28 protein-coding genes and 4 pseudogenes are annotated in these 26318 nt (G+C 73.0%); 16 read left to right on the top strand and 16 right to left on the bottom strand.

The window, feature by feature from the left end; all coding sequences use genetic code 11:
* Positions 1 to 230 (bottom strand): annotated as a pseudogene (locus KPL57_RS62960) (LLM class F420-dependent oxidoreductase); the annotation flags it as partial.
* A 267-nt stretch (positions 231 to 497) separates the two neighbouring features.
* Between KPL57_RS62960 and KPL57_RS62955 the strand changes: the two are divergent.
* The 7 genes and pseudogenes from KPL57_RS62955 to KPL57_RS62925 all read left to right on the top strand — a co-directional run.
* Positions 498 to 1407, top strand: a pseudogene (locus tag KPL57_RS62955) (IS5 family transposase); the annotation flags it as partial.
* A complete protein-coding gene (locus KPL57_RS62950; RefSeq protein WP_226359199.1) occupies positions 1393 to 1704 on the top strand; it encodes an urease subunit gamma in 312 nt (103 codons plus the stop codon). The pseudogene KPL57_RS62955 and the gene KPL57_RS62950, both read left to right, overlap by 15 nt.
* Complete coding sequence (locus KPL57_RS62945) at positions 1701 to 2027, top strand: urease subunit beta (protein WP_075333380.1); 327 nt, start codon at positions 1701 to 1703, stop codon at positions 2025 to 2027. The genes KPL57_RS62950 and KPL57_RS62945 overlap by 4 nt, the downstream gene beginning before the upstream one ends.
* Complete coding sequence (locus KPL57_RS62940; protein ID WP_226359194.1) at positions 2024 to 3739, top strand: urease subunit alpha; 1716 nt, start codon at positions 2024 to 2026, stop codon at positions 3737 to 3739. Before KPL57_RS62945 ends, KPL57_RS62940 begins: the two co-directional genes overlap by 4 nt.
* Positions 3736 to 4440 (top strand): urease accessory protein UreF, encoded by a 705-nt coding sequence (locus KPL57_RS62935; protein ID WP_226359198.1) that lies wholly within the window; start codon positions 3736 to 3738, stop codon positions 4438 to 4440. The genes KPL57_RS62940 and KPL57_RS62935 overlap by 4 nt, the downstream gene beginning before the upstream one ends.
* A complete protein-coding gene (gene ureG / locus KPL57_RS62930; protein WP_075306574.1) occupies positions 4430 to 5158 on the top strand; it encodes an urease accessory protein UreG in 729 nt (242 codons plus the stop codon). Before KPL57_RS62935 ends, ureG begins: the two co-directional genes overlap by 11 nt.
* Before the next feature lies 1 nt (position 5159).
* Positions 5160 to 5915 (top strand): urease accessory protein UreD, encoded by a 756-nt coding sequence (locus KPL57_RS62925; protein ID WP_226359193.1) that lies wholly within the window; start codon positions 5160 to 5162, stop codon positions 5913 to 5915.
* Between the two features lie 37 nt (positions 5916 to 5952).
* Here KPL57_RS62925 and KPL57_RS62920 read toward each other — a convergent pair whose 3' ends face one another.
* Positions 5953 to 7602 (bottom strand): cytosine permease, encoded by a 1650-nt coding sequence (locus KPL57_RS62920; protein ID WP_226359192.1) that lies wholly within the window; start codon positions 7600 to 7602, stop codon positions 5953 to 5955.
* A gap of 411 nt (positions 7603 to 8013) precedes the next feature.
* Here KPL57_RS62920 and uraD point away from each other — a divergent pair, with 411 nt between their 5' ends.
* Genes uraD through KPL57_RS62900 form a run of 4 tightly spaced genes read left to right on the top strand, consistent with a single transcriptional unit; the run spans position 8014 to position 11296 of the window.
* Positions 8014 to 8520: a 2-oxo-4-hydroxy-4-carboxy-5-ureidoimidazoline decarboxylase gene (uraD, locus tag KPL57_RS62915; protein ID WP_226359191.1), complete on the top strand. Its 507-nt coding sequence runs from the start codon at positions 8014 to 8016 to the stop codon at positions 8518 to 8520.
* Positions 8517 to 8822, top strand: a complete 306-nt coding sequence (locus KPL57_RS62910) for a hydroxyisourate hydrolase (protein ID WP_226359190.1) — start codon at positions 8517 to 8519, stop codon at positions 8820 to 8822. The genes uraD and KPL57_RS62910 overlap by 4 nt, the downstream gene beginning before the upstream one ends.
* Before the next feature lies 1 nt (position 8823).
* Positions 8824 to 9738 (top strand): factor-independent urate hydroxylase, encoded by a 915-nt coding sequence (pucL, locus tag KPL57_RS62905; RefSeq protein WP_226359189.1) that lies wholly within the window; start codon positions 8824 to 8826, stop codon positions 9736 to 9738.
* A gap of 34 nt (positions 9739 to 9772) precedes the next feature.
* Positions 9773 to 11296 carry a nucleobase:cation symporter-2 family protein gene (locus tag KPL57_RS62900; RefSeq protein ID WP_226359188.1) on the top strand — a complete coding sequence of 508 codons (1524 nt, stop codon included), beginning with the start codon at positions 9773 to 9775 and terminating at the stop codon, positions 11294 to 11296.
* A gap of 45 nt (positions 11297 to 11341) precedes the next feature.
* On the opposite strand, the gene KPL57_RS62895 is transcribed toward KPL57_RS62900, so the two are convergent.
* The 9 genes from KPL57_RS62895 to KPL57_RS62855 form a co-directional block, all read right to left on the bottom strand.
* A complete protein-coding gene (locus KPL57_RS62895; RefSeq protein ID WP_226359187.1) occupies positions 11342 to 12238 on the bottom strand; it encodes a type IV toxin-antitoxin system AbiEi family antitoxin domain-containing protein in 897 nt (298 codons plus the stop codon).
* Positions 12239 to 12561: 323 nt separating this feature from the next.
* Entirely contained in the window at positions 12562 to 13383 is an 822-nt protein-coding gene (locus KPL57_RS62890) for an IclR family transcriptional regulator (RefSeq protein WP_075306579.1), read from the bottom strand.
* Between the two features lie 9 nt (positions 13384 to 13392).
* Positions 13393 to 14820 carry an allantoinase AllB gene (allB, locus tag KPL57_RS62885; RefSeq protein WP_226359186.1) on the bottom strand — a complete coding sequence of 476 codons (1428 nt, stop codon included), beginning with the start codon at positions 14818 to 14820 and terminating at the stop codon, positions 13393 to 13395.
* Between the two features lie 90 nt (positions 14821 to 14910).
* Positions 14911 to 15786, bottom strand: coding sequence for an IS5 family transposase (locus KPL57_RS62880; protein WP_226359185.1), 876 nt, complete (start codon positions 15784 to 15786; stop codon positions 14911 to 14913).
* A gap of 65 nt (positions 15787 to 15851) precedes the next feature.
* The gene (locus tag KPL57_RS62875; protein ID WP_226359184.1) at positions 15852 to 16337 is read right to left on the bottom strand and encodes a sodium-independent anion transporter; all 486 of its coding nucleotides are present in this window, start codon (positions 16335 to 16337) and stop codon (positions 15852 to 15854) included.
* 342 nt (positions 16338 to 16679) lie between these two features.
* Positions 16680 to 17198 carry a hypothetical protein gene (locus KPL57_RS62870; protein ID WP_226359183.1) on the bottom strand — a complete coding sequence of 173 codons (519 nt, stop codon included), beginning with the start codon at positions 17196 to 17198 and terminating at the stop codon, positions 16680 to 16682.
* Complete coding sequence (locus KPL57_RS62865) at positions 17195 to 17395, bottom strand: hypothetical protein (protein ID WP_043281068.1); 201 nt, start codon at positions 17393 to 17395, stop codon at positions 17195 to 17197. Before KPL57_RS62865 ends, KPL57_RS62870 begins: the two co-directional genes overlap by 4 nt.
* Before the next feature lie 182 nt (positions 17396 to 17577).
* On the bottom strand, positions 17578 to 17724 hold the full coding sequence (locus KPL57_RS62860) for a hypothetical protein (protein WP_226359182.1): 147 nt from the start codon (positions 17722 to 17724) through the stop codon (positions 17578 to 17580).
* A complete protein-coding gene (locus KPL57_RS62855; RefSeq protein ID WP_226359181.1) occupies positions 17673 to 18212 on the bottom strand; it encodes an oxaloacetate decarboxylase in 540 nt (179 codons plus the stop codon). The genes KPL57_RS62860 and KPL57_RS62855 overlap by 52 nt, the downstream gene beginning before the upstream one ends.
* Before the next feature lie 135 nt (positions 18213 to 18347).
* Here KPL57_RS62855 and KPL57_RS62850 point away from each other — a divergent pair, with 135 nt between their 5' ends.
* The 4 genes from KPL57_RS62850 (at position 18348) to KPL57_RS62835 (ending at position 22927) form a co-directional block, all read left to right on the top strand.
* Positions 18348 to 19295, top strand: coding sequence for an acyl-CoA desaturase (locus KPL57_RS62850; protein WP_374203979.1), 948 nt, complete (start codon positions 18348 to 18350; stop codon positions 19293 to 19295).
* A 345-nt stretch (positions 19296 to 19640) separates the two neighbouring features.
* Positions 19641 to 21434: an MFS transporter gene (locus KPL57_RS62845; protein ID WP_308253475.1), complete on the top strand. Its 1794-nt coding sequence runs from the start codon at positions 19641 to 19643 to the stop codon at positions 21432 to 21434.
* A complete protein-coding gene (locus tag KPL57_RS62840) occupies positions 21427 to 22053 on the top strand; it encodes a TetR/AcrR family transcriptional regulator (protein WP_226359180.1) in 627 nt (208 codons plus the stop codon). Before KPL57_RS62845 ends, KPL57_RS62840 begins: the two co-directional genes overlap by 8 nt.
* A 31-nt stretch (positions 22054 to 22084) precedes the next feature.
* Positions 22085 to 22927, top strand: coding sequence for an alpha/beta fold hydrolase (locus tag KPL57_RS62835; RefSeq protein WP_226359179.1), 843 nt, complete (start codon positions 22085 to 22087; stop codon positions 22925 to 22927).
* A gap of 59 nt (positions 22928 to 22986) precedes the next feature.
* Here the strand turns inward: KPL57_RS62835 and KPL57_RS62830 are convergent, their stop codons facing one another.
* The 3 genes from KPL57_RS62830 to KPL57_RS62820 are packed head-to-tail and all read right to left on the bottom strand — an operon-like array spanning position 22987 to position 24345.
* The gene (locus KPL57_RS62830; RefSeq protein WP_051050152.1) at positions 22987 to 23580 is read right to left on the bottom strand and encodes an ABC transporter permease; all 594 of its coding nucleotides are present in this window, start codon (positions 23578 to 23580) and stop codon (positions 22987 to 22989) included.
* Positions 23577 to 23840, bottom strand: a complete 264-nt coding sequence (locus KPL57_RS62825; protein WP_226359178.1) for a hypothetical protein — start codon at positions 23838 to 23840, stop codon at positions 23577 to 23579. The genes KPL57_RS62830 and KPL57_RS62825 overlap by 4 nt, the downstream gene beginning before the upstream one ends.
* A 4-nt stretch (positions 23841 to 23844) precedes the next feature.
* The gene (locus KPL57_RS62820; protein ID WP_226359196.1) at positions 23845 to 24345 is read right to left on the bottom strand and encodes an ABC transporter ATP-binding protein; all 501 of its coding nucleotides are present in this window, start codon (positions 24343 to 24345) and stop codon (positions 23845 to 23847) included.
* A 116-nt stretch (positions 24346 to 24461) separates the two neighbouring features.
* Between KPL57_RS62820 and KPL57_RS62815 the strand changes: the two are divergent.
* Positions 24462 to 25114 (top strand): annotated as a pseudogene (locus KPL57_RS62815) (transposase family protein); the annotation flags it as partial.
* 117 nt (positions 25115 to 25231) lie between these two features.
* Here the strand turns inward: KPL57_RS62815 and KPL57_RS62810 are convergent.
* Positions 25232 to 25636, bottom strand: coding sequence for an ATP-binding cassette domain-containing protein (locus KPL57_RS62810; protein ID WP_226359177.1), 405 nt, complete (start codon positions 25634 to 25636; stop codon positions 25232 to 25234).
* Positions 25633 to 26318, bottom strand: a pseudogene (locus KPL57_RS62805) (hypothetical protein); the annotation flags it as partial. The pseudogene KPL57_RS62805 and the gene KPL57_RS62810, both read right to left, overlap by 4 nt.

Genomic DNA, 26318 nt, shown 5'->3' with positions numbered 1-26318 from the left:
CACCCGCTCGGTCGTCGCGGCGAAGGCGGCCATCAGGCTCCACGCCTCGTGCAGGCCTCGTCGGTGGGCGCGGGGACGGTGTGGAAGTGGTCCGTAGACCCAGACCGACTCCCAGACGTCGCCGCGGTCGGCGTGCTCGGCGAGGCCGCGCATCACGTCCCACTGCGCGGTGGGGTCGATGCGACGAGGTCGAGGCGCCAGCCCTGGGGCACGAAGAGTCCGAAACGCATGCAACGAGACTAGGACGCCCGCCGCTCGGCGGCCGGGAAGGGCCGATCTGCACAGTCAGTGACCCCGGACCGGGCACATCGCCCCGTGACCCGGCCCTGACCTGCACCTACCGTTCTCCCGACCAGCCGAGAGGAGACCGAGATGAGCGGGGGGTCGGTACGGACGACTACGCCCTGAGCAGGGTTCCGGAGCACGCCCGGTACTCGTGGTGGAGCGTGGCGGTACAGCGGTTCGGGCAGGTGTCGGCCCTGAGAGCGTGTTTGGAAATGGTGGGTGTGTCGGGATGGTCGACACGGCTGGGGTGCTCCATCGTGGTCGGCATGCAGGAACGACCGCGCCGGTACCCCTCGGACACCAGTGATGCCCAGTGGGTGGTGATCGAGCCGTTGTTACCGCCGCTCGCGCGGCGGGGGGCGGCCTGTTGCTCATGCTCGTCGGGACGTGCTGGACGCGATCTTGTATGTCGTGCGGACCGGGTGTGCCTGGCGGGCGTTGCCGGTGGACTTCCCGCCCTGGCAGACCGTCTACTGGTACTTCAACCAGTGGGAACAGCAGAAGGTCACCGAGAAGATCCTCCCGGTCGTGCGGGGGCAGTTACGTATCGCCGAGGGCCGTGATCCGGAGCCGAGTGCGGGGATCATCGATTCCCAGTCGGTCAAGGGCGCCGACACCGTCGGCCAGGACTCCCGCGGCTACGACGCCGGGAAGAAGACAGGCGGACGGAAACGGTTCATCGTGACCGACACCCTCGGTCTGCTGCTGACCACGATGGTGTGCTCGGCCTCGGTACAGGACCGCGACGGCGCCAAGCCGATCCTGCTCAACCTCTACCTGCGCACCAGGGTGCGGTTCGTCTACGCCGACGCCGGCTTCGCCGGGCGACTGCTCGACTGGGCCGCCACGATCCTGCAGACAACGATCGAGATCATCCGCAAGCCACCCGAGCAGCGCGGATTCACCGTCCTCCACGAAGGTGGGTGGTCGAACGGACCCTGGCCTGGCTCACCGCACACCGACGCCTGGCCCGAGACTACGAACGCCACCCCACCACATCCGAAGCCATGATCCGCTGGGCCGCGATCAACACCATCACCCGCCGCATCGCCCGTGGATACCCCGCCACCCGCCAGCAGAAACACACGACACCCTCAACCCACTAGAATTTCCAAACACGCTCTCAGTCCGAGCGAGCGCGACAAGCTCCTCGTCCACGTCGCCGCCGACGTCGCCCGCAGGCGACGCGAGCGGGGTCTGCGGATGAACTACCCGGAGTCGGTCGCCCTGATCACCGAGCACGTCCTGGAGGGCGCCCGCGACGGCCGCACCGTCAGCGAGCTGATGAGCAGCGGCCGGGAGGTCCTGACCCGCGACGACGTCCTCGACGGCGTCCCGGAGATGCTCGACTCGGTCCAGGTGGAGGCCACCTTCCCGGACGGCACGAAGCTCGTCACCGTGCACGGGCCGATCGCGTGACCCCCGGCGAGATCCTCGTCGGCGAGGAGCCGGTCGAGCTGCACCCCGGCCGCCCCCGACTGACCCTGACCGTGGTCAACGCCGCGGACCGCCCGGTGCAGGTCGGCTCGCACTACCACTTCGCCGCCGCGAACCCCGGCCTGTCCTTCGACCGCGACGCCGCCTGGGGACACCGGCTCGACGTCCCCGCCGGGACCTCGGTGCGGTTCGAGCCCGGGGTGGAGCGCGAGGTGACACTGGTGCCGATCGCCGGGGCACGCAGGGTCCCCGGTCTGCGCCCCGAACGGGCCGGCGCCCTCGACGAGCGGAGCTACGAGCAGTGAGCATCGACCGAGCGCGCTACGCCGACCTGTACGGCCCGACCGTCGGCGACCGGATCCGGCTCGCGGACACGAACCTGCTGATCGAGGTCACCGAGGACCGCTCCCGCGGCCCGGCGTCCGGCGACGAGGTGCTGTTCGGCGGCGGCAAGGTGATCCGGGAGTCGATGGGCCAGGCCGCCGTCCTCGCCGCGGACTGCCCGGACCTCGTGATCACCGGTGCCGTCGTGCTGGACCACTGGGGTGTGGTGAAGGCCGACGTCGGCGTGAAGGACGGCCGGATCGTCGCCATCGGCAAGGCCGGCAACCCCGACACCATGGACGGCGTCGACCCCGCCCTGGTCATCGGGCCCGGCACCGAGGTGCTGGCCGGCAACGGCCGCATCCTCACCGCGGGCGCGGTCGACGCGCACGTCCACTTCATCTGCCCGCAGCTGGTCGAGACCGCACTCGCCTCCGGCGTCACGACGCTGTTCGGTGGCGGCACCGGGCCAGTGGACGGCTCGAAGGCCACCACCGTCACCCCCGGCCCCTGGAACATCGGCCGGATGCTGGCGGCCATGGACCACCAGCCGGTGAACCTGCTCCTGATGGGCAAGGGCAACACCACGTCGCACGAGGCACTGCACGAGCAGCTGCGGGCCGGAGCGGGCGGGTTCAAACTGCACGAGGACTGGGGCACCACCCCGTCGGCGATCGACGCCTGCCTGCGGGTGTGCGAGGAGACCGGCGTGCAGGCCGCGATCCACACCGACACCCTCAACGAGGCCGGGTTCCTGCAGTCCACGCTGGCCGCGATCGACGGCCGCTCGATCAACGCCTTCCACACCGAGGGCGCGGGCGGCGGGCACGCCCCGGACATCATCGAGGTCGTCGGCACGGGGCACGTCCTGCCGTCGTCGACGAACCCGACCCGGCCGCACACCGTCAACACCCTCGACGAGCACCTCGACATGCTCATGGTGTGCCACCACCTCAACCCGTCGGTGCCCGAGGACCTGGCGTTCGCCGAGTCCCGGATCCGCCCGACGACGATCGCCGCCGAGGACGTGCTGCACGACCTGGGCGCGATCTCGATGATGAGCTCGGACTCCCAGGCGATGGGCCGCATCGGCGAGGTCGTCATCCGGACCTGGCAGACCGCGCACGTCATGAAGGCCGCCCGCGGGCCGCTGCCCGGCGACTCCGACCGCGCCGACAACCTGCGTGCCCGGCGCTACGTCGCGAAGTACACGATCAACCCGGCGCTGGCGCACGGCGCCGCCGAGCACATCGGGTCGGTCGAGGTCGGCAAGCTCGCCGACCTGGTGCTGTGGGAGCCGAAGTTCTTCGGGGTGCGCCCCGAGGTCGTGCTCAAGGGCGGGTTCGCCGTGTGGGCGCAGATGGGCGACGCGAACGCCTCCATCCCGACCCCGGGCCCGGTGTACGGCCGGCCGATGTTCGGCTACGCCCACACCCCCGCGGCGCTGGGGTCGCTGACGTTCATGGCCCCATCGGCCCTCGACGAGGGCGTCCCCGACCGGCTCGGTCTGGCGACCCCCGCGGTGCCGGTGGCCGACACGCGCTCGGTGCGCAAGGCCGGGATGCTCCTCAACGACGCGACCCCGGACGTGCGGGTCGACCCGGACTCGTTCACCGTGACGATCGACGGCGACGTCGTCGAGCCCGCCCCGGTCGCCGAGCTGCCGATGGCGCAGCGGTACTTCCTGTTCTGATGCTCGCCTCGCTCGTCCTGTCCGACGCCCGGTTCCCCGGCGGCGGGCACGTGCACTCCGGAGGTCTGGAGGAGGCCGCCGACCGCGGCCTGGTCACCGACGTCGCGTCGCTGCACGCCTTCCTCCGGGGGCGGCTGCGCACCGCGGGCCGGGTCGCCGCCTGCGCCGCCGCGGCCGCCGCCGACCTCGCCGCCGGCCCCGCTGCCGACCTCGCTGCGGGGAGCGGCGCCGGGTGGGCGGAGCTCGACGCCGCACTCGACGCGCGCACCCCCTCGGCGGCCCAGCGGGAGGCGTCCCGGTCCCAGGGCCGGGCGTCACTGCGCGCGGTCCGCTCGGCGTGGCCGTCGGCCGCCCTCGACGCCCTGGTCGCGGTCCACCGGCGGCCGCACCACCCGCTGCTCGTCGGGGTCGTCGTCGGCGCGGCCGGGGAGCCGCCGGCCGCGGCGGCCCGCTGCGTCGGCTACCTCGCCGTGTCCGGGCCCGCGTCGGCGGCGGTGCGGCTGCTCGGGCTGGACCCGTTCGCCGTCAACACCGCCGTCGTCGCCCTCGGCGACGAGCTGGAGGCCCTGGCCGCCGAGGCCGCGGCCCTGGCCGGGGGCGACCCCGCCGATCTCCCGGCGCCCGGGGCGCCGCTGCTCGACCTCATGGCCGAGTCCCACGTCCACCACCACCGCGAGAGGGTGCGTCTCTTTGCCTCCTGAGTCCGCAACGACCGGCCACGGTCACGGCCACGTGATCAGCTTCGACCCGACGGTCACCGACCACGACCACCACGCCCCGGCCCCCGCCGGCGGTCGCGCGGTGCGCATCGGCATCGGCGGCCCGGTCGGCTCCGGCAAGACCGCGCTGGTCGCGGCGCTGGCCCGCAGCCTCGCCGGGCGGGTCCGTCTCGCCGTGGTCACCAACGACATCTACACCACCGAGGACGCCGACTTCCTGCGCCGCAACGCCGTCCTCGCGCCGGAGCGGGTCGAGGCCGTGCAGACCGGCTGCTGCCCGCACACCGCCATCCGCGACGACATCACCGCCAACCTCGACGCGGTCGAGCTGCTGGAGGAGCGTTTCGCCGACGTCGACGGCGGGCTCGAGCTCGTGCTGGTCGAGTCCGGCGGGGACAACCTGACCGCGGTGTTCTCCCGCGGGCTGGTGGACCGGCAGATCTTCGTCGTCGACGTCGCCGGTGGGGACAAGGTGCCGCGCAAGGGCGGCCCGGGTGTCACCACCGCCGACCTGCTGGTGATCAACAAGACCGACCTGGCGCCGCTGGTGGGCGCCGACCTCGGGGTCATGACCGGCGACGCCGCGCGGATCCGCGGGGAGCTTCCGGTGATCGCGCAGTCGCTGGTGGAGGACCCGGGCGCGACCGAGGTCGGGGCGTGGGTGTGCGAGCAGGTCGCCGCCGTCCGCGCCACGGTCTGAGGTGCGGGCACGCGCCGAGCTGGTCGTCGACGAGCACGACGGCCGGACCGTCGTCCGGCGCCTGCGGGCGCAGTCCCCGCTCGCGCTGATCCCCCGCCGGGGCGCCGCCGGGGCCGGGGCCGACGGTGCGGTGGTGCACCTGGTCGGATCGGCGTCGACCCCGCTGGCCGGTGACGACGTCGAGCTCGTCGTCACCGTCGGGCCGAGCGCGCACCTGACGCTGTGCGGCGTCGCCGCCGCCGTCGCGCTGCCGGGCGGCGGCCCCGGCCGACCGAGCCGGACGGTGCTGCGCTGCACCGTCGGCGAGGGCGGCTCGCTGACCCACCTGCCCGAGCCGACGGTGGTCACCGCACGCGCCCACCACGAGACCGTCCTGGACGTGGAGCTGGCCGCGACCGCGTCGCTGCACGCCCGTGACGTCCTGGTCGCCGGCCGCACCGGCGAGCGACCCGGCCGCTACCGCGGCACCGTGCGGATCACCCAGGACGGCCGGCCGCTGCTGGTGCAGACCCAGGAGATCGGCGACCCGTTGCTCGACGGCTCCCCTGCCCATCTCGGCGGGCACCGGGTGCTGGGCACCGAGGTGCTCGTCGACGCTCCGGGCCCGGTGGCCGCGGCCGCCGGGCCGGGCTGGAGCCTGTCCCCGCTGGCGGTGCGCGGCGTGCTCGCGACCGCCGTCGGGCACGACGCCGTCACCGCGGGCCGCCGGCTCGCCGCCGCCGTGGCGGCCGCGGGTCCGGTCCCCGCGCCGGTGTGACCGTGCCCGGCCGCGGCCGGGAGCCCGGCCGCGGACCTCAGGGCTGCGCGGGCAGCACGTGCTCCTTGGCACGGTCGGTCGCCAGGCACAGCGAGCAGACGTGCCCACCCGCCGCGCTCGCCGTCATGTCCGGGCGCTCCAGGTCCTGTCCGCACGAGCGACAGTTCAGGACGGCGGCGGAGGGGTTGCCGTGCTCGTCGAACATCGGCTCGTCGATGCCGTCGTCGGTGCGTCGCAGGTAGTAGCGGCCTCGGGTCGCCACCGCGAGCACCGGCGGCAGGACGAACCCGAGGACGATCGCCACCACCGGCGAGAACGGCTGGACCGCGCTGCCGAGCGCGCCGAAGAACGTCGCGATGGACAGCCCGCCCGCCACGACGACCGACCCGAAGCCGACCGGGTTCACCGCGTAGAGCATGCCGCGGCGGAACTCCGGGACCTTCGGCGAGATCTTGAGCAGGTACTTGTTGACGACGATGTCGGTCGCGACGACCACGATCCAGGCGATGCCCATGTTGGCGTAGAAGCCGAGGATGGTGTTGAGGAAGTCGAACATGTTCGCCTCCATCAGCACCAGCGCGATCAGCAGGTTGACCCCGAGGAACACCAGCCGACCCGGGTAGTGCCCGGTGATGCGGGTGAAGGAGTTCGTCCACGCCAGCGAGCCCGAGTAGGCGTTCGTGACGTTGATCTTGATCTGGCTGATGACGACCAGCACGACGGCCAGGGTGATGGCCAGCCAGCCCGGCATGAGGTCCTGGTAGATGAGCAGGAACTGCTGCACGGGCTCGTTCGCGACCTCGGCACCGCCGGCGACGTTGGCGATGAAGTAGACCGCCAGGAACAGCCCGACGACCTGCTTCGCCGCGCCGAACAGCACCCAGCCCGGCCCGGCGAGCAGCGTCGCGGTCCACCAGCGGCGCGCGTTCTCCGGGGTCTTCGGGGGCATGAACCGCAGGTAGTCGATCTGCTCGGCGATCTGGGCGATCAGCGACAGGCAGACCCCGGCGGCGAGCATGACCGAACCGAGACTCGGCGTGCCCATCCCGTCCTCGCCCTGGTAGGCCAGGAAGGTCGACACCGAGTCGGGGTGGGCGAACAGCAGGTAGCCGAAGGGCAGCACCATCAGGACCAGCCACAACGGGGTCGTCCACAGCTGCAGCTTCGACAGCAGCGACATCCCGTAGACGACCAGCGGGAAGATCACCACGGTGGACAGCGCGTAGCCGAGCCAGACCGGGATGCCCAGTCCGAGCTCGAGGCCCTGGGCCATGATCGAGCCCTCGAGGGCGAAGAAGATGAAGGTGAACGTCGCGAAGATGACGTTGGTGAGGATCGAGCCGTAGTAGCCGAAGCCGCTGCCGCGGGTGATGAGGTCGAGGTCGAGGTTGTAGCGCGCGGCGTAGTAGGCCACCGGCGTGCCGGTCGCGATCACCACCAGGGCGAAGACGAGGATCCCCCACAACGCGTTCGTCGTGCCGTAGGCGATGCCGATGTTGGCCCCGATCGCGAAGTCGGCGAGGTAGGCGATCCCGCCGAGCGCGGTCACCCCGACCACCCCGGGCGACCAACGCCGGTAGCTGCGCGGCGCGAACCGCAGCGTGTAGTCCTCGAGCGTCTCGCGCGCCGCGCCGACGGCGGTCGGCGCGCCGTCGGTCGTCGCCGGCGAGCTCATCTCCTGGGTCATCTCCGCTCCTTCGGCAGCCGGGTCGGGGGCCGCCGGGGACGAATGCTCCGTCGCGCACCCGTCGCGCACGGTTGCCCGGATGTGACGACTGTGTGACGGCGCAGCCCGATGAACCGGATGTTCCGGACATCACGTGACGAGAGATCACCGGCGGTGACGACTGCGTGACGTTCGGGGCGGGGCGGGTGCGCCACGCCGCCGGCACGGACCACCGTGGAGGCCCGGAGCCCCCCTGCGCCCCACCGGGATCCGACGACACCCGGTGCCGGGACCGGCACATCGGGACCTCCACCGTGTCCGGACACCGCACGGTGAGCCTTGACACCGCGTCTTCCCGACACCAACACTGACATCGTTCGGAATCACGATTCCGCATCATGGAATGTGCGGAACCGCACGGAAGCAGGGCCCATGTCGGACGCACTGTCCCTCGATCATCTCAACACCGCGCCGCCGGACGAGCTGCGCCCCGTCCTGCGGGCCTGCGTCACCTCGTCCGCCTGGGCCGACCGGTTCCTCGCCGGCCGGCCCTACGCCCGCGTCGACGACGCCGTCGCCGCGGCGGAGAAGGCGGTGCTCGCCCTCGACACCGCGCAGATCGACGCCGCCCTCGCCGGGCACCCCCGGATCGGCGAGCGCCCCGGTGGCGCGCACGCCGACGGTGCCGCTTTCTCCCGCTCCGAGCAGTCCGGTGTGGACTCCGGGGCGGACACCGCGGCCCGGCTCGCCGCGGGCAACGCCGCCTACGAGCAGCGGTTCGGCCACCTCTTCCTGATCCGCGCCGCGGGCCGCGACGCGGACCAGATCCTGGCCGAGCTGGAGCGCAGGCTGGGCAACGACCCGGCCACCGAGCGCGCCGAGGCCGCCGGGCAGCTGGCCGAGATCACCGCGCTGCGGATGCGGCAGGTGCTGGCATGAGCAGCTTCTCCACCCACGTCCTCGACGCCGCGGCGGGCCGCCCGGCCACCGGCGTCCCGGTGACCCTGGCCGGCGCCGACGGGACCGTCCTGGCCTCGGGCACCACCGACGACGACGGGCGCTGGCGCGCCCCGGACTCCGCCGCGCTCACCGCGGGGGTGCTGCACCGGATCACGTTCACGACGCCGAGCCCGTTCTTCCCGGAGGTGTCGATCGCGTTCCGGCCGGAGCGCACCGACCGCCACCACCACGTCCCGCTGCTGCTGTCGCCCTACTCCTACTCCACCTACCTCGGGAGCTGACATGTCCGTCTCGGTCCACCTCGGCGACAACAAGTACGGCAAGGCGGAGGTCCGCGTGGTGCGGGTCGTGCGCGACACCGCCCGGCACGAGATCACCGATCTCAACGTCACCAGCCAGCTGCGCGGCGCGGCGCTGGAGAGCAGCTACCTGGCCGGGGACAACTCCAAGGTCGTCGCCACCGACACCCAGAAGAACGTCGTCTACGCCTTCGCCGCCGAGCACGGGATCACCTCCCCCGAGGAGTTCCTGATGCTGCTCGGGGACCACTTCACCGGCGAGTTCGAGTGGATCACCGGCGGGCTGTGGCAGGCCGAGCTCTACGAGTGGGAGCGGATCGTCGTCGACGGCGCGGGGCACGACCACTCCTTCGTCCGCAAGGGCCGCGCCACCCGGCTCGCCACCGTGCAGAAGGTCGGTGGGGCCACCCACGTCACCGCAGGGCTGAAGGACCTCACCGTGCTGAAGTCCACCGGCAGCGAGTTCCACGGCTTCCCCCGGGACCGCTACACGACCCTGGTCGAGACCGACGACCGCATCCTGGCCACCTCGGTCACCGCGCGCTGGCGCTACCTGCCCGAGGCCGTCGCCGCCGGGATCGACTACAACGCCGCCTACGACACGATCGGCGCGGCGATGCTGTCCGCGTTCGCCACCACCCACTCGCTCGCACTGCAGCAGTCGCTCTACGAGATGGGCCGCGCCGGCATCGAGGCGTGCGACGGCGTCGCCGAGATCCGGTTCGCGATGCCCAACAAGCACCACTTCCTGTCCGACCTCTCCCCGTTCGGCCTCAAGAACCCGAACGAGGTGTTCTACGCCGCGGACCGCCCCTACGGCCTGATCGAGGGCACCGTCGTCCGCGACGGCGTGACCCCGGCGCCGGAGGCGTGGACCGACGTCCCGTCGTCGGTCTGACCCATCCCACCACCTCCGCACCGAGGGGACGCCCATGAGCACCGACGACGCGGACGCGCCGGCGACGACCGGCCGACGCACGACCGCCACGACAGGCCCCCGCCCCGAGGACGACCGGCTCGGCCTCGGACCCACGGTGGGCTACGGCGTGCAGCACGTTCTCGCGATGTTCGGCGGCGTCATCGCCGTCCCGATCATCATCGGCGGCGCGGCCGGGCTCGACCCCGCGCAGAGCGCCGTCCTGGTGGCCAGCGGACTGTTCGTGAGCGGGCTCGCGACGCTCCTGCAGACGCTCGGGCTGCCGTTCTTCGGCTCCCAGCTGCCGCTGGTGCAGGGCACCTCGTTCGCCTCGGTGTCGACGATGATCGCGATCATCGGCGACGACGGCACCGACGGCCTGCGCGTCGTCTTCGGCGCGGTGATCGTGGCCGCGCTGGTCGGGCTGCTCATCTCGCCGTTCTTCGCGAAGGTGGTGCGGCTGTTCCCGCCGGTGGTCACCGGGTCGATCATCACCGTCATCGGGCTGTCGCTGATGCCGGTGGCGACCGGGTGGATCACCGGCCGGGAGACGGTCACGGTCGCCGGCGCGACGGTGCCCAACCCCGCGTTCGCCTCGCTGCCGAACATCGCGCTGGCCGCGTTCACCTTCCTGGTCGTGATCGTCGCCAGCAAGATCCGGGTCGTCTCCCGGCTCTCGGTGCTGCTCGGCCTGCTGGTGGGCACCGTCGTCGCCCTGGTGCTGGGGCTGAGCAGCTTCGCGAAGGTGGGCGAGGCGAGCGTGGCCGCCATCCCGACGCCGTTCGCGTTCGGCGGGCCGCTGTTCGAGATCGGCGCGATCGTCTCGATGGTCATCGTCATCCTGGTGGTCATGGTGGAGACGACCGCGGACATCCTCGCGGTCGGCGAGGTCGTCGGGGCCGAGGTGGACTCCCGCCGGGTCGGGGACGGCCTGCGCGCGGACATGGCGGCCTCGGCGCTCGCGCCGGTGTTCAACTCCTTCCCCGCGACGGCGTTCGCCCAGAACGTCGGCCTGGTCGCGCTGACCGGGATCCGGAGCCGGTTCGCCGTCGCCGCGGGCGGGCTGCTCCTGCTGGTGCTGGGGCTCTCGCCGATGGCCTCGGCGGTGTTCTCGGCGATCCCGCAGCCGGTGCTCGGCGGGGCCGGGATCGTGCTGTTCGGCACGGTCGCCGCCAGCGGCATCCGGACGCTCGCCTCGGTCGAGTACCGCAACACCAACAACATGGTGATCGTCGCGGCGGCGGTGGCGTTCGGTCTGATCCCGGTGGTGTCGCCGGACTTCTGGGCGAACTTCCCGGAGTGGTTCGCGACGATCTTCCACTCCGGCATCAGCTCGGCGGCGATCGTCGCGGTGCTGCTCAACCTGTTCTTCAACGTGCTCGCCCCCGGGCGGCCGTCGGCACCGTCCATCGTCGCCGCGGGGCCGCCGGTGCTCGTGCAGACCGGGGAGATCCGGATCCTGTCCTCCGGTGAGGTGCTGGGCCCGGACTCCTACGAGCCGGTCACTGCCAAGCCGGGGACCCAGGTCCGCGACGAGTGATCGTCTCCTCCGAGGGATCCGGTGCCGGATCCGGCACCGGACCCCTCAGGCGGCGCGATCACCGACGGCCCGCCGGATCCGCCCCACCGTCTCGCCCGGCCGGTCGTGCACGTCCGACCAGGTGAACCGCAGCACCGTCCACCCGGCCGCGACCAGCGCGTTCTGCTTGCGCCGGTCGGCCCGGAACCGCTCCGGGTCGCTGTGCCAGGCCCAGCCGTCGACCTCGACCGCCACCCGTGCCGCGGGGAAGGCGAGGTCGACCGTCCAGGGCCCGAACGGCATCGCCCGCACGAGCCCGGGGAGCCGGGCCTCGCGCAGCAGCCGCAGCAGCCGTCGTTCCAGGGCGGAGTCGGCCCGGTCCCCCGCCGCGACGAGCAACCGCGCGGCGGCCGCGATCCCCGGTGTACCCGCCACCCGGCAGTACGCCGCGTGCAGCTCGTCGTGGGACACCCACCGTTGCAGCGCCCGGGCCAGGAACGCGGGCCCGTCGGTGCCACCGAGCGCCGCGGCCGTCTCCAGCACGGTCAGCGGCGTCGCGGTCACGACGATGCCCCGGTGGACGACCCGGTCGGCCGGGTCCAGGGTGCGGCGACGCAGACGCACCCCCGGCCGCCGGGCCCGCTGCACCGTCGACGGGACGGCGAGCAGCACCTCGGCCGGGGCACCGGGACGCATCCCCAGCCAGTACGCGGCCGCGGGCCCGGTCACGACGCAGCGGGCGCCGCCCCAGAGCCACGCCGCCCGGACCCGGGTCTCGTCGGTGACCCGATGACCGGCGACCAGGTAGACCCCGGGGTGCCGCGCCCGCCAGGCCCCGGAGGACACCCGTCGCGCGACGGTGCGGGCAGGAACGCCGTAGGCGATCGCCTGGGTCCGGGTGACCAGGCCGCCCTGCCGGACCAGCAGCCGTTCCAGATCGGTCGGATCGGTCAGATCAGCCATCGGGGCAGGGTGGTGGACCGGCCCGGCTCCCGGAGGCGAACGGCGGCCCCGGTTCGCGGGTGCGAACGGCGAGCCCCGGGGCGGGACACCTGGTGATCGCGACGGGCGAGGGGTCCGGTGCCGGATGTGGCACGGAATCCCTCGCTCGTCGCGATCATGCCGGGGCGCCCGGGGCAGGCCGAGCCGTCGCGCCCGGTCGCGATCATGCCGGGGCGGCCGGAGCAGGCCGGGCAGGCGCGCCCGGTCGCGGCCATGCCTGCTCGGCGCAGCATGCCGGGCGGGCGCCCGGGATGTGCGGCGCCTGGGCGTCGGCACCGGGTGGGTCAGACCCCGGCCGCGTCCTGCCGGGCCAGCTCGGCCACCAGCGCGTCGGCGACGGCCTGCAGCTTCGGCACCGCGGAGTCGAGCAGCGCGTCGGTCATCCGGGTCGTCGGCCCGGAGATGGACACCGCGGCGGGCAGCGGCCCGTCGAGCGCGACGGCCACGCACCGCACCCCGAGCTCTTGTTCACCCTCGTCGACGGCGTACCCGGCGGCGCGGACCTTGTCGAGCTCGGCGAAGTACTCCTCGGGCGAGGTGATGGTGTTGTCGGTGTGCCGCACGAACTCGGTGTGCCGCAGGATCTCCCGCGCCCGCTCGACCGGCATCCGGGACAGCAGCGCCTTCCCGACGGCGGTGCAGTGCGGCGACACCCGTCGGCCGACCTCGGTGAACATCCGCATCGAGTGCCGGCCGGGCTCCTGGGCCACGTAGACGACCTGGTTGCCCTCCAGCAGCGCGAGGTTCGCGCTCTCCCCCAGGTCGTCGACCAGGGCGGCGAGCCGGGGCCGGGCCCACATGCCCACCAGACGTCCCGCGGTGTCGCCGAGCCGCACCAGGCGGGGGCCGAGGGCGTACTCGCGCGAGGACTGCTGGCGGACGTAGCCGCGCCCGGCCAGGGTCCTGACGAGCCGGTGGATGGTCGGCAGGGGAAGCCCGGAGGTGGCCGCGAGGTGGGACAGGCTGACCGTCCCGCCCGCGTCGGCCATCGCCTCCAGCAGGTCCACGGCCCGCTCCACGGACTGCACGCTCCCCGAGCGGGCCGGTGCGGCCGCGGCGACGTCCGCGGCGGCACCGACGCGACTGTCGGGATCGTTCTTCCGCATGACGGAAGTCTAGCCCTGCTCGGGCGGTGCGGCCGGGACCTCGGAGGCCTCCGGGGCGCCGGGGGCCTCCGGGGCGCCGGGGGCACCGGTCACCCGCTCCACCGAGCCACGGCGCAGCAGCCGTCCGTGCGGCTCGCCGGCCACGTCGACGTCGCGGCCGCCCAGGACGGTGCGCCGGACCACGCCGGACAGCGACCGTCCGGCGTAGGCGCTGACCTTGTTCTTGTGGTGCAGCCGCTCCGGGTCCACCACGTACGCGGCGTCGGGGGCGAAGACGACGAGGTCGGCGTCGTACCCCAGCGCGATCCGGCCCTTCGAGCGCAGCCCGACCAGGTCGGCCGGGTTCGAGGCCATCCACTGCACGACCTGCGCCAGCCCGATGCCGCGCCGGCGGGCCTCGCTCCACACCAGAGACAGTCCCAGCTGCAGCGACGACACCCCGCCCCAGGCGAGCCCGAAGTCCCCGGAGTCGAGCAGCTTCAGCTCGGCGGTACTCGGCGAGTGGTCGCTGACGATGCAGTCGATCGTCCCGTCGAGCAGCCCCTCCCAGAGCAGCTCCCGGTTGGACGCCTCGCGGATCGGCGGGCAGCACTTGTGGGTGGTGGCGCCGTCGGGGATCTCCTCGGCGAACAGCGTCAGGTAGTGCGGGCAGGTCTCGGCGGTGATCCGGACGCCGTCGCGGCGCGCGGTCGCGATCATCGGCAGCGCGTCGGAGGACGACACGTGCAGCACGTGCGCACGCGCCCCGGTCCAGCGGGCCCGCTCGATGACCTCGGCGATCGCCAGGTTCTCCGCGCCGCGCGGGCGCGAGCGCAGGAAGGTGTCGTACTTCGCGCCGTGCGGGGTGGGGGCCTTCTCGATGGCCCGGGAGTCCTCGGCGTGCACGATCATGACGGCGTCGAACGTGGCCAGCTCGGCCATGTCGCGTTCCATCTCGTCGGCGTCGAGCGGCGGGAACTCGCCGACCCCGGAGTGCAGCAGGAAGCACTTGAAGCCGAAGACTCCCTCGTCGTGCAGGCCGCGCAGGTCGCCCAGGTTGCCCGGCACCGCCCCGCCCCAGAACCCGACGTCGACGAACGCCTGGTGCTCGGCGACCTTGCGCTTCACCTCGAGTGCGGCGACGTCGACGGTCGGCGGGATCGAGTTGAGCGGCATGTCGACGATCGTGGTGACCCCGCCCGCCGCGGCGGCCCGGGTCGCCGAGGCGAAGCCCTCCCACTCGGTGCGGCCGGGCTCGTTGACGTGGACGTGGGTGTCGACGAGCCCGGGGAGCAGCACCTCGTCCTCGGCGAGGTCGATCACCCGGGCACCGTCGAGGCCGTTGCCGAGCGGCTCGATGGCGACGATCCGCCCGCCGGTCACACCGATCTCGCGGGGCTGCTCGCCCGCCGTGGTCATGATCCGCTGCCCGCGGACCACCAGGTCGTAGCTGGTCATGGCATCTCCAGGGGGAATCCGGTGATCTTCTTGGTTCGGGGGGCCGCGTAGGTGCGGGCCTTCGAGGTACTCAGAGCGTGTTTGGAAATTCTAGTGGGTTGAGGGTGTCGTGTGTTTCTGCTGGCGGGTGGCGGGGTATCCACGGGCGATGCGGCGGGTGATGGTGTTGATCGCGGCCCAGCGGATCATGGCTTCGGATGTGGTGGGGTGGCGTTCGTAGTCTCGGGCCAGGCGTCGGTGTGCGGTGAGCCAGGCCAGGGTCCGTTCGACCACCCACCTTCGTGGGAGGACGGTGAATCCGCGCTGCTCGGGTGGCTTGCGGATGATCTCGATCGTTGTCTGCAGGATCGTGGCGGCCCAGTCGAGCAGTCGCCCGGCGAAGCCGGCGTCGGCGTAGACGAACCGCACCCTGGTGCGCAGGTAGAGGTTGAGCAGGATCGGCTTGGCGCCGTCGCGGTCCTGTGCCGAGGCCGAGCACACCATCGTGGTCAGCAGCAGACCGAGGGTGTCGGTCACGATGAACCGTTTCCGTCCGCCTGTCTTCTTCCCGGCGTCGTAGCCGCGGGAGTCCTGGCCGACGGTGTCGGCGCCCTTGACCGACTGGGAATCGATGATCCCCGCACTCGGCTCCGGATCACGGCCCTCGGCGATACGTAACTGCCCCCGCACGACCGGGAGGATCTTCTCGGTGACCTTCTGCTGTTCCCACTGGTTGAAGTACCAGTAGACGGTCTGCCAGGGCGGGAAGTCCACCGGCAACGCCCGCCAGGCACACCCGGTCCGCACGACATACAAGATCGCGTCCAGCACGTCCCGACGAGCATGAGCAACAGGCCGCCCCCGCCGCGCGAGCGGCGGTAACAACGGCTCGATCACCACCCACTGGGCATCACTGGTGTCCGAGGGTACCGGCGCGGTCGTTCCTGCATGCCGACCACGATGGAGCACCCCAGCCGTGTCGACCATCCCGACACACCCACCATTTCCAAACACGCTCTGAGGGCCCCGGGCCGACCCCGGGCCGGTCGCGGTCAGGTGGCGGAGGAGACCGGCCGGTCGTCCGTGCGGTCCCTGCGGTCCCCCGTGCGGTCGTCGCCGGCCCGGCGCGGTCCGGGCACGCTCCCGCCCTCGCCAGCGGCACCGGGGCGGGCCGCGGTCAGTGCCCGGACGGCGACCTCGGCGGAGGGGAAGGCGCTGCACCGCTGCAGGACCTGGCGGGCACGCAGCGGCAGCAGCTCCGCCCGGCCGCCGCACCCGGCCAGGTGCAGCCGCACGCCGTCGGCACGCGAGCGGGCGACGACCGCACCGAGCAGCTCCGTGGCGGGCCCGTCGAAGGCGTTGACCCCGGAGAGGTCGACGACGAGGTGGCCCGGGATTCGGCCGCACCGCGTCTGGGCGTCGAGCATCCGGGCCAGTGCCTCCACGCCCGGACGGTCCAGCCACCCGGACACCCGGACCAGCCGCACCCCCGGCCCCGCCGTCTCGACCGCCAGCCCGATCGCCGTCTGCCCCGCCACGTCCGCCTCCTCGCTCGTGCCGAGCCCACCGCGGGACCGGCACCAGCGACCTTCCCGGTGATCCACGGGCTACACGCGCACCGCCGGCTGGATCGATACCGTCGCCCGGTTCGGGGAAAGCGGACCAACCGGGCCGCCCCACGTGATATACATCACCTCGCGTGGCCGGTCGGTCGACACCGGCAGCCTCAGCCCCGTCGCGGGCCACGCAGCCCGAGGACCCACCACCCGTCGCTGGGGAGCGGACGGGTGGTCGCCCCGGCCGGGGCCGGCGGATTCGGGACCGCCGACCCCGGCCGACACGGCCGTACGGACGGGGCGATCGCACCGCCCCGTCGGGACTCAGGCCGGGCGGTGCCCGGTGCCGGGTGCGGACCCGCCCACGGCGCGCCGCAGGTGCCGCGGGACACCGGCCGACCCCAGGGCCGACTCCCTGGCCGACTCCAGGGGGTGCAGCCGGTCGGCGCCGACCGCGGGCCGGACCGGCGCCGGGCGCAGCCGGTCGTGCGCCGCGGCCGTGAGCAGCTCGACCACGGCCTCGAACGACGGGTACCGCCCGTCCGGCAGCGGGACGAGCTGCTCGCGGACCAGGCCGCTCACCCCCCACGCCTCGGCCTCGGCGAGGATCTGCCAGCGGTGGGCGGGCCAGCGCAGACCGGCCAGCACGCGTCGGAGGTTCTCGCGCAGCCGTTCCAGGTCGGCCGACGACACCGGAAGCGGGTCGGCCGGCGGGAGCACGGTCCGGGCGGGCGGCGCGGTTCGGACATGCGGTGCGGGCCGGCCGGGCGGCACGGTCCGGGCGCGCGCGACCGGCGCGGGGACCGGGCGCAGCGTGCGTCCCGGCACGGGGAGCGCGCTCATGCGACCCACCTCGTCTCCAGCTCGGGCTGCTGCGCCCCGCTGCACGCCGGGTCACCGTCGAGGTGACGGTAGGAGAAGGTGGGCCTCTCCAGCGGAGCGGTGGGGTCGGAGTGCCGGAAGATCCGACAGACCGAGCCGTCCGCGACCGACGACCAGCATCGTTCGCAGATGCGGAGCCGGGGAGTGTTCTGCTGCACGATCCACCGCCTGGGGCGATTCCGGGACCCTGCCGGCCCGCCCCGTTCCGGTCGACGTCCGCAGGTCGGCAAGGTCATCTGCGCCAAGTGTGGTGGACGACATATCGACCCGCCACTCGTGACCGTGTAGTGCCAATCTCCCCGCGGAGGAATGTGGACGGCGGGCGGCGGCCGGGAACCGGTCAGCCGCCGTCGGCGCGGTAGCGCTGCTCGGGCTCGCGGACCTCCCCGAGCCCGGCGAGCTCGGCGAACGCATCGAGACCGCCGAGCCGGTCGATCAGCGTCGCCGGTGTGCCCTCCGCACGCAGCCGCTCGAGCAGCTCCCGCATCCCGGCCGTCGCCGCGAGCAGGGTGCCCACCGGGAACAGGACCAGGGCGAATCCGAGCTCGGCGAGCCGGTCGCGCGACAGCGGCGGGGTGCGGCCGCCCTCGGCCCGCACCGCTTGGGCATGACCTGATCCTCCAGGAGCAGCGCGGCGACCCCGGCCCGTTCGTAGTCGCGGACGGTCCGGATGACGTTGAGCGGGTTGCCGTAGCCAGTGTCCGCGTCGGCGATCACCGGGAGGTCGACGGCGTCGGCCAGCCTGCCCGCGTGCGCGGCCATCTCCGCACCCCCGAGCAGCCCGACGTCGGGGCGGCCGAGCACCCCGGCCGTCGTCCCGAACCCGGTCATGTAGACGACGTCGAACCCGGCCTGCTCGACCAGCCGCGCGGACAGCGCGTCGTAGGCGCCGGGGGCGAGCACCGGGGTGCCGGCGTCGAGCAGGGCACGCAGCCGGGCCCGCCGGTTCCCGGGTCGGCCGAGGAGGTCCGCCACGGCGAGGTCCCTTCGTCGAGCTCCGATGGTGTCCTGCGCCGGCCCCACGGCCAGACCTGAGAAGTCCTCACTCAGGTTACGTGAGGGGGGTTGTCCCCACTGTCCGTTCTGGTGCGAGCCGGAACCATCGTGGGCGTGACCGACACCCGGCCCGCGCCGCGCTCGGACTTCTCCGACCGGCTCCGCCATCCCGTACCGCACCTGTTCGTCTACGCGTTCGCGATCGTCCCGGCGGTCGCGCTTGTCGCCGCCGTCCCGCTCGCCTGGGGCTGGGGGCTGACCTGGCTCGACGCCGGCCTCGCGCTCGGCCTGTACGTCGTGTCGATGCTGGGGGTGACCGTCGGTTTCCACCGGTACTTCACCCACGGCTCGTTCACCGCGAACCGGCCCCTGCGGATCGCGCTCGCCGTCGCGGGCAGCCTCGCCGTGCAGGGGCCGGTCCGACACTGGGTGGCCGACCACCGCCGTCACCACGCCTACGCCGACGCCGAGGGCGATCCGCACTCGCCGTGGCGCTACGGCACCTCCCCCGCCGCACTGGTCCGCGGCTTCTGGCACGCCCACATGGGCTGGATCTTCGACCGGTCGCTGACCGACCAGCGCCGCTTCGCCCCGGACCTGCTCGCCGATCCCGACATCGACCGGGCGCACCGCGGCTTCACGGTCCTGACGATCCTGTCCGTGTTCGGGCCCGGCGTCGTCGGCGGCCTGGTGACCTGGTCCTGGTGGGGAGCGTTCACCGCGTTCTTCTGGGCCGGGCTGGTCCGAGTCGCGGTGTCGCACCACGTCGCGTGGTCGACCAACTCGATCTGCCACCTCGTCGGCGAGCGGCCGTACAAGGCACGGGACCGTTCCACCAACGTCTGGCTGCTCGCCATCCCCAGCATGGGCGAGTCCTGGCACAACCTGCACCACGCCGATCCCACCTCGGCCCGGCACGGTGTCGGCCGCGGCGAGATCGACATCTCGGCCGGCACGATCCGGCTGTTCGAGAAGCTGGGCTGGGCGTGGAACGTCCGCTGGCCGACCGAGAAGCGCCTGGCCAAGCTGGCCGTCCGGCCGGACGAGCCCGCCACCGCCTGAGTCCGTCCCCGCCCGGGTCCGCCCCCGGCGCGGGGGCTCCCGGCGTGGAGCTCACGCGGCGGCAGGGACGGCTCGGGCCGCCCGGGCCGCATCGGTGCAGAGTGTGCGCCGACGCACGATCGGCAAACTTGCACAGTCTGCATCTTTGCGTCAGAATCGTTGCGTGACGTCAACTACCCGCCCCGCGCGCACCCCCGAGGAGGCCGCGGCCCACCGCCGCGACGTACTGCTCCCCCTGACCGGCCTCCTGATGGCGCTGTTCGTCGGCGTGCTGTCCAGCACGATCGTGTCGAACGCGCTGCCCCGGATCCTGGGCGACCTCGGCGGGACGCAGGCCGAGTACACGTGGGTGGTCTCGGCGTCACTGCTGGCGATGACGGCCTCGACCCGATCTGGGGCAAGCTCGCCGACCTCTACTCCAAGAAGCTGCTGGTCCAGGCCGCGATCGGGATCTTCCTGGTCGGCTCGCTGCTCTGCGGGCTGGCGGTCTCCACCGGTCAGCTCATCGGCTTCCGGGTCCTGCAGGGCCGGGGCATGGGCGGTCTGCAGGCGCTGACCCAGGTCGTGATCGCGGCGATCATCACCCCGCGCGAGCGCGGCCGCTACATGGGCTACCTCTCCGGGATCATGTCGATCGCCGTCGTCGGCGGGCCACTGCTCGGCGGCATCATCGTCGACTCGCCGCTGGGCTGGCGCTGGTGCTTCTTCGTCGGCGTCCCGCTCGCCGCGCTGTCGCTGCTCGTGCTGCAGCGCACCCTGAACGTGCCCACCCCCGTCCGTGCCGACGGCGAGCGCGTCAGCATCGACTACCTGGGTGCCACCCTCATCGCCGCCGCGGTGTCGGCGCTGCTGCTGTGGACCTCGTTGGCCGGCAAGCAGTTCGCGTGGGCCTCGCCCACCTCGTTCGGCCTGATCGGCGCCGGCCTGGTGCTGCTGGTGGCCGCGGTCGTCGTCGAGCGACGGGCGAAGGACCCGGTCGTGCCGCCGTTCCTGTTCCGCGACCGCACCGTCGTGCTCGCCACCGTCGCGAGCCTCTTCGTCGGCGTCGCGATGTTCGGCTCCACGATCTTCCTGTCGCAGTACTTCCAGCTCGCCCGGGGCGCCACGGCCACCGAGGCCGGGCTGCTCACGCTGCCGATGATCGTCGGCATGTTCGGCGCGTCGAACATCGCGGGCCAGCTCATCAGCCGCACCGGCGTCTGGAAGCGCTACCTCGTCGGCGGTGCGGTCTCGCTGACCGCGGGCCTGTCGCTCGGTGCCGCGGTGATCTCCTCGACCGCGCCGTACTGGCTGGTCGCGGTCGCGATGGCGCTGGTCGGCATCGGCGTCGGCAGCACCCAGCAGAACCTCGTGCTCGCCGTGCAGAACACCGTCGCGCTGCGGAACATGGGCGCCGCGAGCTCCACGGTGACCTTCTTCCGCTCGCTGGGCGGTTCGGCCGGTGTCGCCGGGCTGGGCGCGCTGCTCGCCTCCGTGGTCGGCTCCCGGACCGCGGCCGGGCTGGCCGAGGCCGGCGTCGACGGCGGGGCGGCGGTCGGCGGCGGCCAGGTTCCGCACCTGGGCGACCTGCCCGAGCCGGTGCTCTCGATCGTCATGGAGGCCTACGGGCACGCCACCTCGATGATCTTCCTGGTGGCCGCGCCGCTCGCCGCACTGGCGCTGGTGGCGATCCTGGCCCTGCGCGAGGTGCCGCTGCGCGACACCCTCGACATCGAGAAGCCGGCCGACCCCGCTGCCGGGGCCACCGTCACCCCGGTCCCGCCGACCGGTCCGTCCGGTCCGGTGCTGCACGGGTTCGTGCGGGCCGACGGAGCCCCGGCGGGCGGTGCCGTGCTGACCGTCCTCGACCCCACCGGCGACGAGCTCGGCCGGACCCGCGCAGACGCCGACGGGCACTACCGCATCTGCGTCGCCACCGGGATCGTGTCCACCGTGTACCGCTGGGAGGGCCGCCCCGCCGCGCGCCGGGTCACCGTCGGTTCGGACGGGCTCCGCCTCGACGTCGACCTGCCGACCGGCACACCCGTCGACGGCCCCACCGACGGCATGGCAGGGACCGGCGGGCAACCGGGCCGCCGCGAGCTCGTCTCGGTCATCGAGGCGCCCGAGCGCGAGCGGACCGGAGCCGACCGTGGCTGAGCAGACCGCCCCCGGGCGTCGCGAGCGCAAGAAGGCCGCCACCCGCGCCGCGCTCGCCGGTGCCGCGCTGCGGCTGTGCAGCGCCCGCGGGCTGGACGCGGTGACCGTCGAGCAGATCGCCGACGCCGCCGACGTCGCGCCCCGTACCTTCTTCAACTACTTCACCTCCAAGGAGGAGGCGGTCGTGGCGGCCAACGAGTCGGCGGCCGACACCCTGCTGACCGCGTTCACCGCCCGCCCCGACGACGAGCCGGTCACCGAGTCGCTGCGGCACGCACTGCGCGCCGTGGTCACCGACCCCGGCTACCTCGACCGGGTGCAGGCGCTGCGGGCGCTGCGCGGGCACCCGACGATCGTGGCGCACCAGCTGGCCGTGTTCGCCGCCCAGGAGCGGGCGCTGGCCGAGGCCGTCGTCACCCGGACCGGGTCCGACCCGGCCCGCGACCTCTACCCGACCCTGGCCGCGGCCGCCGCGGTGACCGGGCTGCGCGTCGCGGTGCAGCACTGGCTGGGCGACCACGGCGTGGACCCGCGCTCGCCGACGCTGCCCCAGCTGGTGGACGAGGTCATGGCCGTGTTCGACGCCGGCCTGCGCACGCTGGCGGGGGTCCCGGCCTGACCCCGCGGGCGGCCGGGAGAGGATCACCGGCGTGCCCGTCACCATCGTCCTGGACCGTCCGGCCCCGGCCCCGCTGGAGCTGACCCTGCACCCGGTGCCCGACCCCGGTGCGCCCGTGCTGCTGGTCGTGCCCGCGATGGGGCTGCGGGCGTCGTTCTACGCCCCGCTGATGACCGCGCTGACCGACGCCGGTGTCGCCGCCGCGGTCACCGAGCTGCGCGGGCACCAGGCCCGCCCCGCTCCCCCGCCGGGACGCCGCAACGACTTCGGCTACGAGGACCTCGTCGGTGACCTCGCCGCCGCCGTGGAGGCGGTGCGGACCGCGCGGCCGGGCGCGCCGGTGTTCGTCGTCGGACACAGCCTCGGCGGGCACCTCGCCGCCGCCCATGCCGCACGGCACCCCGACCGCATCGACGGTGTCGCCCTGGTCGCGTCGGGCAGCGTCGCCTGGCGGGTCTGGGGGCTCGCGCACCTGCTGCGCACCCAGGCCGTCGTGGCCGCGTCGACGCTGATCGGGCACTTCCCCGGCGACCGGATCGGCTTCGCCGGGCGGGAGGCCCGCGGGCAGATGTGCGACTGGGGCCGGTGGGCCCGCACCGGGCGGCTCGCGTTCGGCACGCCGCGGGTCGACCACACCCCGTCGATCGCCGCGGTGCACCTGCCGGTTCTCGGGATCGGGTTCGACCGCGACGGGTTCGCCCCGCCCGCCTCGGTCGACGCGCTGCTGGCCATGTTCGGCGCGGCGACCCGGAGCCGCCACCACCTCGACGTCCCCGGGGCGCGCCCGCACATCGGGTGGGCACGCGAGCCGCAGGCACTCGCCGTCGTCGTGCCGGTGCTGACCGACTGGGCCCGCGGCGCCGCCGGGGCATGACCCCGGCGGCGCCGCCGTGCTCGGCAGCCGTGCTCGGGTCGCCGTGCCGCCGCGGCCGGTCAGACCCCGGTGTTCACCGACTCGTGCCACGGGATGACCAGGCGCTTCGCAGTCGTCACCATCATGTAGAGCAGCGACCCCAGCACCGCGAGCAGCACGATCACCGCGAACAGCCGTGGCGCGTCCAGGGCGTTGAGGCTCGACACCACGAGGTAGCCGAGCCCGGCGCTGCCGCCGAGGTACTCACCGACGATCGCGCCGATCACCGAGAACACGATCGCGACCTCGGCGCCGGCGAACACGTACGGCAGGGTCGCGGGCAGCTCCAGGTTCCGGAACGTCGCCCAGCGCGAGGCGCCCAGCCCGGTCATGACGTCGCGGTGCCCGCGCTCGACCGAGCGCACCCCCAGCATCACGTTGAGCATGATCGGGAAGAACGCGAGCAGCCCGGCCATGATGATCTTCGAGGTGGGGCCGAAGCCGAACCAGATCACGAAGATCGGCACGAACGCGACCTTGGGCACGACCTGCAGCGCGACCAGGGCGGGCTGCACCGCGCGGCGCAGCCACTCGATGCGCCCGAGCACCGCGCCGACGCAGACGCCCGCGACGAGCGCGGCGCCGAACCCGACGAGGACCTCCAGCAGCGTCACGCCGATGTGGCCCCAGATCTCCGGGTCGGCCAGCAGCTCCCCAGCGCCCCGACGACGGCGGCCGGCGCGGGCAGGATGAACTCCGAGACCCCGACCACCGAGACGGTGAACTGCCAGACCCCCACGAGCAGCAGCAGGAGCACCGGTCCGGAGATCCACGGCAGGCGCCGCAACCACGGCGACTCCTTCTCCGGGCCGCCCGGGTCGGTCACGGGGGTGGCGGGGTCGGTCGCCGCGGCGGGCCGTTCGGTCGTGGTCATCGGCTCAGTCCTCCCGGTCCAGCTCGGTGCGCAGCCCGGCGACCAGCGCGCCGAACTCCGGTGTCGTCTCGGTCGCCGCGGACCGCGGGCGGGGCAGGTCGATCGCGGTGACCGACCGGATCCGTCCCGGGCGCGGGGTCAGCAGCACGACGCGGTCGGCCAGGAACACGGCCTCGGGGATCGAGTGGGTCACGAACACGACGGTGGCGCCGGAGACGGCGTGGATCTGCTGCAGCTCCAGGTTCATCCGGTCGCGGGTCAGGGCGTCCAGCGCACCGAACGGTTCGTCCATCAGCAGTACCGACGGGTCACAGGCCAGCGCGCGGGCGATCGCCGCCCGCTGGCGCATCCCGCCGGACAGCTCGCGCGGGTAGGAGTCCTCGAACCCGCCGAGGCCGACGGTGGCGCACAGCTCTGCGGCCCGGGCCCGCCGCTCGGCGCGCGGCACGCCACGCAGCTTGAGCGGCAGCGCGACGTTGTCGGTGATCGTGAACCACGGGAACAGGTTCGCCTCCTGGAGGCTTATTCAGGGCCCGTGAAATAACGATCTAGCCCGGCGTGTCGGGTTGGGCGACAGCCCGTCCATCGCGAAGATTGGTTTGTCGAATCAATCCGAGATGAATGGGCTGTCGCAGTATGTACTATACCACTGGCTTTCGGCGTGATGAGATTCAGGATCTTGCCGCTCTGGTGCATGAGCAGGATCAGCGGAACGCGACTGGCCTGCGACGGCCTTGGCCGCCGATTCTGGGATTGTTCTGGTCGGTGGTGATCACGTTGGCGTATCTGCGCGGGAATCGTGTGCAGTGGGAGTTGGCGGAAACCTACGGGGTGTCGCAGTCGACGGTCAGTCGAGCGATCGCGGGGGTGACACCGTTGCTGGCGCAGGCGCTGCGGAGTGTAGTTCCGACTGCGGAGGAGCTTCGTGCCGATCGGCAGTACATCATCGACGGAACCCTGCTGCCCTGCTGGTCATGGACCGCCGTACCAGGTCTGTGGTCGGGCAAGCATCGCACCACCGGCGTCGTCGTCCAGGTCGCAGCCACCCTGGAAGGGCAGCTGTCGTGGATCTCCGACCCGACCCCAGGCTCCCGACACGACCTACATTGCCTCGACCAATCCGGCGCCCTCGACCACCTCGCCACATACCCCCCGATCGGCGATAAAGGATACATCGGGCGCGGCATTCTCACCCCGTTCAAAAACAACCCGGCCGGGAACTTCTCGACTGGCAGAAAACATTCAACAAGAGCCTCAACCGCACACGCGCCACCATCGAGCGAGTCATCGCCCATATCAAGTCGTGGAAAGTTCTCCACACAGACTACCGCCGACCTACGCCACATTTAAAACGACGATCTCGGCAGTCATCGGACTCATCTTCTACGCACTTACCTGACGGAGCCTGAATAAGCCTCCTGGAACACCAGCCCGAACTCGGCGAAGACCGCGTCGTCGCGACGGCCGGCGGCCCAGGCGGGCCGGGCGCCGGCCTCGACGAGCCCCGCGGACGGGGCGAGCAGACCGGACAGGATCCGCAACAACGTCGTCTTGCCGCAGCCCGAGCGCCCGACCAGCGAGACGAACTCGCCGCGGGCGACCTCCAGGTCGATCCCCGACAACGCGCGCACCTCGCCGCGCCGGGTCGGGTACACCTTGTCCACGCCGGACACCCGCAGGCCGACCGCGCCCCCGGTCGGGGCCGCCTGTGCGGTGGAGCGGATCGCCGTCTCCTGGGTCATGCTCGTCTCCTGCTCCGGTGCCGGGGACCGTCGTCGTGTCGTCGGGGTGCTCATCGGGTGCCCTCCGTGCCGTGAGGCCGGCGTCGAGCCACTGCGCCGGGTCCTGGCCGGCGGGGACCTGACCGACCGAGGAGACCTCGTCGTAGGTGGCCTGCCAGCGCTGCGGGTCGATGCCGGTCGGGCCCCGGCCCGCGGGCGTAGCCGTCGACGTAGGCGGCGAGCGCGGCGCGGGCGACCTCGGGCCAGTCCAGCGTCGAGACCTGGTACTTCGAGCCGATGAGCTGCATCGTCTCGGTGAAGCCGGCTGCCTCGTCGGCGGCGATGAAGGCGGTGGCGTCGGCGATCGCGGCCAGGTAGCGGCGCAGCTTGTCCTGCTCGGCCGGGTCGGCCGCGGTGGCCGTCGAGGTGGCGTAGATCTGCGACCCGGCGGAGATCGCGTCGTTGGGGTCGTAGACGACGGCCTCGGGCCGGGTCGCCTGCAGCAGCATCGCCGTGTCGAGCGAGACGATGAACGCGTCGACGCGGCCGGTGTTCACCAGGTCGAACACGCCCGGGCTGAGCCCGACGACCTGACGCCGCAGCTCGGCGGGGGCGATCCGGCCGACCCGGCGATCAGGTCGAGGGTGATGGAGCTGGTGCCACCCTCCGAGGGCGTCCCGACGAACTTGCCGCGCAGCTGCGCGGCGTCGGTGATCGGCGCGCCGCCGGGAGGAGACCAGGCGCAGCGGCCCGTCGT

Source organism: Pseudonocardia sp. ICBG601, from assembly GCF_020496245.1.
This window is presented reverse-complemented; position numbering and strand designations above follow the sequence as displayed.